At 51.4% G+C, this 5422-nt stretch carries 2 tRNA genes and 4 rRNA genes; all 6 read left to right on the top strand.

What is annotated here, in order from left to right:
- Nucleotides 1–1464 (top strand): 16S ribosomal RNA (locus B7L09_RS16620); the annotation flags it as partial.
- Between the two features lie 82 nt (nt 1465–1546).
- Nucleotides 1547–1623, top strand: a tRNA-Ile gene (locus B7L09_RS16615).
- 30 nt (nt 1624–1653) lie between these two features.
- Nucleotides 1654–1729: transfer RNA gene (locus B7L09_RS16610), tRNA-Ala, on the top strand.
- 250 nt (nt 1730–1979) lie between these two features.
- Nucleotides 1980–4871: ribosomal RNA gene (locus B7L09_RS16605) — 23S ribosomal RNA — on the top strand.
- A 167-nt stretch (nt 4872–5038) separates the two neighbouring features.
- Nucleotides 5039–5154: ribosomal RNA gene (rrf, locus tag B7L09_RS16600) — 5S ribosomal RNA — on the top strand.
- Between the two features lie 107 nt (nt 5155–5261).
- A 5S ribosomal RNA gene (rrf, locus tag B7L09_RS16595) occupies nt 5262–5377 on the top strand.
- The last annotated feature ends 45 nt before the right edge of the window (nt 5378–5422 follow it).

Genomic DNA, 5422 nt, shown 5'->3' with positions numbered 1-5422 from the left:
AGAGNANTTNTNCTCTCTTGAGAGCGGCGGACGGGTGAGTAATGCCTAGGAATCTGCCTGGTAGTGGGGGATAACGTTCGGAAACGGACGCTAATACCGCATACGTCCTACGGGAGAAAGCAGGGGACCTTCGGGCCTTGCGCTATCAGATGAGCCTAGGTCGGATTAGCTAGTTGGTGAGGTAATGGCTCACCAAGGCGACGATCCGTAACTGGTCTGAGAGGATGATCAGTCACACTGGAACTGAGACACGGTCCAGACTCCTACGGGAGGCAGCAGTGGGGAATATTGGACAATGGGCGAAAGCCTGATCCAGCCATGCCGCGTGTGTGAAGAAGGTCTTCGGATTGTAAAGCACTTTAAGTTGGGAGGAAGGGCATTTACCTAATACGTAAGTGTTTTGACGTTACCGACAGAATAAGCACCGGCTAACTCTGTGCCAGCAGCCGCGGTAATACAGAGGGTGCAAGCGTTAATCGGAATTACTGGGCGTAAAGCGCGCGTAGGTGGTTTGTTAAGTTGGATGTGAAATCCCCGGGCTCAACCTGGGAACTGCATTCAAAACTGACTGACTAGAGTATGGTAGAGGGTGGTGGAATTTCCTGTGTAGCGGTGAAATGCGTAGATATAGGAAGGAACACCAGTGGCGAAGGCGACCACCTGGACTAATACTGACACTGAGGTGCGAAAGCGTGGGGAGCAAACAGGATTAGATACCCTGGTAGTCCACGCCGTAAACGATGTCAACTAGCCGTTGGGAGCCTTGAGCTCTTAGTGGCGCAGCTAACGCATTAAGTTGACCGCCTGGGGAGTACGGCCGCAAGGTTAAAACTCAAATGAATTGACGGGGGCCCGCACAAGCGGTGGAGCATGTGGTTTAATTCGAAGCAACGCGAAGAACCTTACCAGGCCTTGACATCCAATGAACTTTCTAGAGATAGATTGGTGCCTTCGGGAACATTGAGACAGGTGCTGCATGGCTGTCGTCAGCTCGTGTCGTGAGATGTTGGGTTAAGTCCCGTAACGAGCGCAACCCTTGTCCTTAGTTACCAGCACGTAATGGTGGGCACTCTAAGGAGACTGCCGGTGACAAACCGGAGGAAGGTGGGGATGACGTCAAGTCATCATGGCCCTTACGGCCTGGGCTACACACGTGCTACAATGGTCGGTACAGAGGGTTGCCAAGCCGCGAGGTGGAGCTAATCCCACAAAACCGATCGTAGTCCGGATCGCAGTCTGCAACTCGACTGCGTGAAGTCGGAATCGCTAGTAATCGCGAATCAGAATGTCGCGGTGAATACGTTCCCGGGCCTTGTACACACCGCCCGTCACACCATGGGAGTGGGTTGCACCAGAAGTAGCTAGTCTAACCTTCGGGGGACGGTTACCACGGTGTGATTCATGACTGGGGTGAAGTCGTAACAAGGTAGCCGTAGGGGAACCTGCGGCTGGATCACCTCCTTAATCGACGACATCAGCTGCTCCATAAGTTCCCACACGAATTGCTTGATTCATTGAAGAAGACGATAAGAAGCAGCCCGAAATTGGGTCTGTAGCTCAGTTGGTTAGAGCGCACCCCTGATAAGGGTGAGGTCGGCAGTTCGAATCTGCCCAGACCCACCAATTTTGTGTGGGAAACGCCTGTAGAAATACGGGGCCATAGCTCAGCTGGGAGAGCGCCTGCCTTGCACGCAGGAGGTCAACGGTTCGATCCCGTTTGGCTCCACCACTACTGCTTCTGAAGTGTTGAAAGCTTAGAAATGAGCATTCCATCGTTATGATGGTGAATGTTGATTTCTAGTCTTTGATTAGATCGTTCTTTAAAAATTTGGGTATGTGATAGAAAGATAGACTGAACGTTACTTTCACTGGTAACGGATCAGGCTAAGGTAAAATTTGTGAGTTACTCGTAATTGAGTATTATCGAATTTTCGGCGAATGTTGTCTTCACAGTATAACCAGATTGCTTGGGGTTATATGGTCAAGTGAAGAAGCGCATACGGTGGATGCCTTGGCAGTCAGAGGCGATGAAAGACGTGGTAGCCTGCGAAAAGCTTCGGGGAGTCGGCAAACAGACTTTGATCCGGAGATGTCTGAATGGGGGAACCCAGCCATCATAAGATGGTTACCTTACACTGAATACATAGGTGTATGGAGCGAACCAGGGGAACTGAAACATCTAAGTACCCTGAGGAAAAGAAATCAACCGAGATTCCCTTAGTAGTGGCGAGCGAACGGGGACTAGCCCTTAAGTGGCTTTGAGATTAGCGGAACGCTCTGGAAAGTGCGGCCATAGTGGGTGATAGCCCTGTACGCGAAAATCTCTTAGTCATGAAATCGAGTAGGACGGAGCACGAGAAACTTTGTCTGAATATGGGGGGACCATCCTCCAAGGCTAAATACTACTGACTGACCGATAGTGAACTAGTACCGTGAGGGAAAGGCGAAAAGAACCCCGGAGAGGGGAGTGAAATAGATCCTGAAACCGTATGCGTACAAGCAGTGGGAGCCCACTTTGTTGGGTGACTGCGTACCTTTTGTATAATGGGTCAGCGACTTATTTTCAGTGGCGAGCTTAACCGAATAGGGGAGGCGTAGCGAAAGCGAGTCTTAATAGGGCGTCTAGTCGCTGGGAATAGACCCGAAACCGGGCGATCTATCCATGGGCAGGTTGAAGGTTGGGTAACACTAACTGGAGGACCGAACCGACTACCGTTGAAAAGTTAGCGGATGACCTGTGGATCGGAGTGAAAGGCTAATCAAGCTCGGAGATAGCTGGTTCTCCTCGAAAGCTATTTAGGTAGCGCCTCATGTATCACTGTAGGGGGTAGAGCACTGTTTCGGCTAGGGGGTCATCCCGACTTACCAAACCGATGCAAACTCCGAATACCTACAAGTGCCGAGCATGGGAGACACACGGCGGGTGCTAACGTCCGTCGTGAAAAGGGAAACAACCCAGACCGTCAGCTAAGGTCCCAAAGTTATGGTTAAGTGGGAAACGATGTGGGAAGGCTTAGACAGCTAGGAGGTTGGCTTAGAAGCAGCCACCCTTTAAAGAAAGCGTAATAGCTCACTAGTCGAGTCGGCCTGCGCGGAAGATGTAACGGGGCTCAAACCATACACCGAAGCTACGGGTATCACGTAAGTGATGCGGTAGAGGAGCGTTCTGTAAGCCTGTGAAGGTGAGTTGAGAAGCTTGCTGGAGGTATCAGAAGTGCGAATGCTGACATGAGTAACGACAATGGGTGTGAAAAACACCCACGCCGAAAGACCAAGGTTTCCTGCGCAACGTTAATCGACGCAGGGTTAGTCGGTCCCTAAGGCGAGGCTGAAAAGCGTAGTCGATGGAAAACAGGTTAATATTCCTGTACTTCTGGTTATTGCGATGGAGGGACGGAGAAGGCTAGGCCAGCTTGGCGTTGGTTGTCCAAGTTTAAGGTGGTAGGCTGGAATCTTAGGTAAATCCGGGATTCTAAGGCCGAGAGCTGATGACGAGTNATCTTTTAGATGACGAAGTGGTTGATGCCATGCTTCCAAGAAAAGCTTCTAAGCTTCAGGTAACCAGGAACCGTACCCCAAACCGACACAGGTGGTTGGGTAGAGAATACCAAGGCGCTTGAGAGAACTCGGGTGAAGGAACTAGGCAAAATGGCACCGTAACTTCGGGAGAAGGTGCGCCGGTGAGGGTGAAGGACTTGCTCCGTAAGCTCATGCCGGTCGAAGATACCAGGCCGCTGCGACTGTTTATTAAAAACACAGCACTCTGCAAACACGAAAGTGGACGTATAGGGTGTGACGCCTGCCCGGTGCCGGAAGGTTAATTGATGGGGTTAGCTAACGCGAAGCTCTTGATCGAAGCCCCGGTAAACGGCGGCCGTAACTATAACGGTCCTAAGGTAGCGAAATTCCTTGTCGGGTAAGTTCCGACCTGCACGAATGGCGTAACGATGGCGGCGCTGTCTCCACCCGAGACTCAGTGAAATTGAAATCGCTGTGAAGATGCAGTGTATCCGCGGCTAGACGGAAAGACCCCGTGAACCTTTACTATAGCTTTGCACTGGACTTTGAATTTGCTTGTGTAGGATAGGTGGGAGGCTTTGAAGCGTGGACGCCAGTTCGCGTGGAGCCAACCTTGAAATACCACCCTGGCAACTTTGAGGTTCTAACTCAGGTCCGTTATCCGGATCGAGGACAGTGTATGGTGGGTAGTTTGACTGGGGCGGTCTCCTCCTAAAGAGTAACGGAGGAGTACGAAGGTGCGCTCAGACCGGTCGGAAATCGGTCGTAGAGTATAAAGGCAAAAGCGCGCTTGACTGCGAGACAGACACGTCGAGCAGGTACGAAAGTAGGTCTTAGTGATCCGGTGGTTCTGTATGGAAGGGCCATCGCTCAACGGATAAAAGGTACTCCGGGGATAACAGGCTGATACCGCCCAAGAGTTCATATCGACGGCGGTGTTTGGCACCTCGATGTCGGCTCATCACATCCTGGGGCTGAAGCCGGTCCCAAGGGTATGGCTGTTCGCCATTTAAAGTGGTACGCGAGCTGGGTTTAGAACGTCGTGAGACAGTTCGGTCCCTATCTGCCGTGGACGTTTGAGATTTGAGAGGGGCTGCTCCTAGTACGAGAGGACCGGAGTGGACGAACCTCTGGTGTTCCGGTTGTCACGCCAGTGGCATTGCCGGGTAGCTATGTTCGGAATAGATAACCGCTGAAAGCATCTAAGCGGGAAACTAGCCTCAAGATGAGATCTCACTGGGACCTTGAGTCCCCTGAAGGGCCGTCGAAGACTACGACGTTGATAGGTTGGGTGTGTAAGCGCTGTGAGGCGTTGAGCTAACCAATACTAATTGCCCGTGAGGCTTGACCATATAACACCCAAGCAATTTGCTTGCTTCGAGCCCAAAGGCGAAAGAGACCAGATTGCGGTGTGTGAAGACGATAGAACCGAAAGTTCGATCTCACAAAACACCGAAAGCTGTCACATACCCAATTTGCTGAAGCGAGGCCATCTGGTCACGACTCAGTACCCGAATTTCTTGACGACCATAGAGCATTGGAACCACCTGATCCCATCCCGAACTCAGCAGTGAAACGATGCATCGCCGATGGTAGTGTGGGGTTTCCCCATGTGAGAGTAGGTCATCGTCAAGATTAAATTCCGAAACCCCTATCTGCGTATGCAGGTAGGGGTTTTGTTTTAGTAGAAGTCACCAATTTTGCTGGCACGTTACGACTGTAACGGGCTGGACACAGAGTTTCTTGACGACCATAGAGCATTGGAACCACCTGATCCCATCCCGAACTCAGCAGTGAAACGATGCATCGCCGATGGTAGTGTGGGGTTTCCCCATGTGAGAGTAGGTCATCGTCAAGATTAAATTCCAAAACCCCTGTTTGCTAACGCAGACAGGGGTTTTGT

The organism is Pseudomonas mandelii, assembly GCF_002251635.1.
Taxonomy (GTDB): domain Bacteria; phylum Pseudomonadota; class Gammaproteobacteria; order Pseudomonadales; family Pseudomonadaceae; genus Aquipseudomonas; species Aquipseudomonas mandelii_B.
The sequence above is the reverse complement of the archived record's forward strand: the minus strand, read 5'-3'. Positions and strand labels throughout refer to the sequence as shown.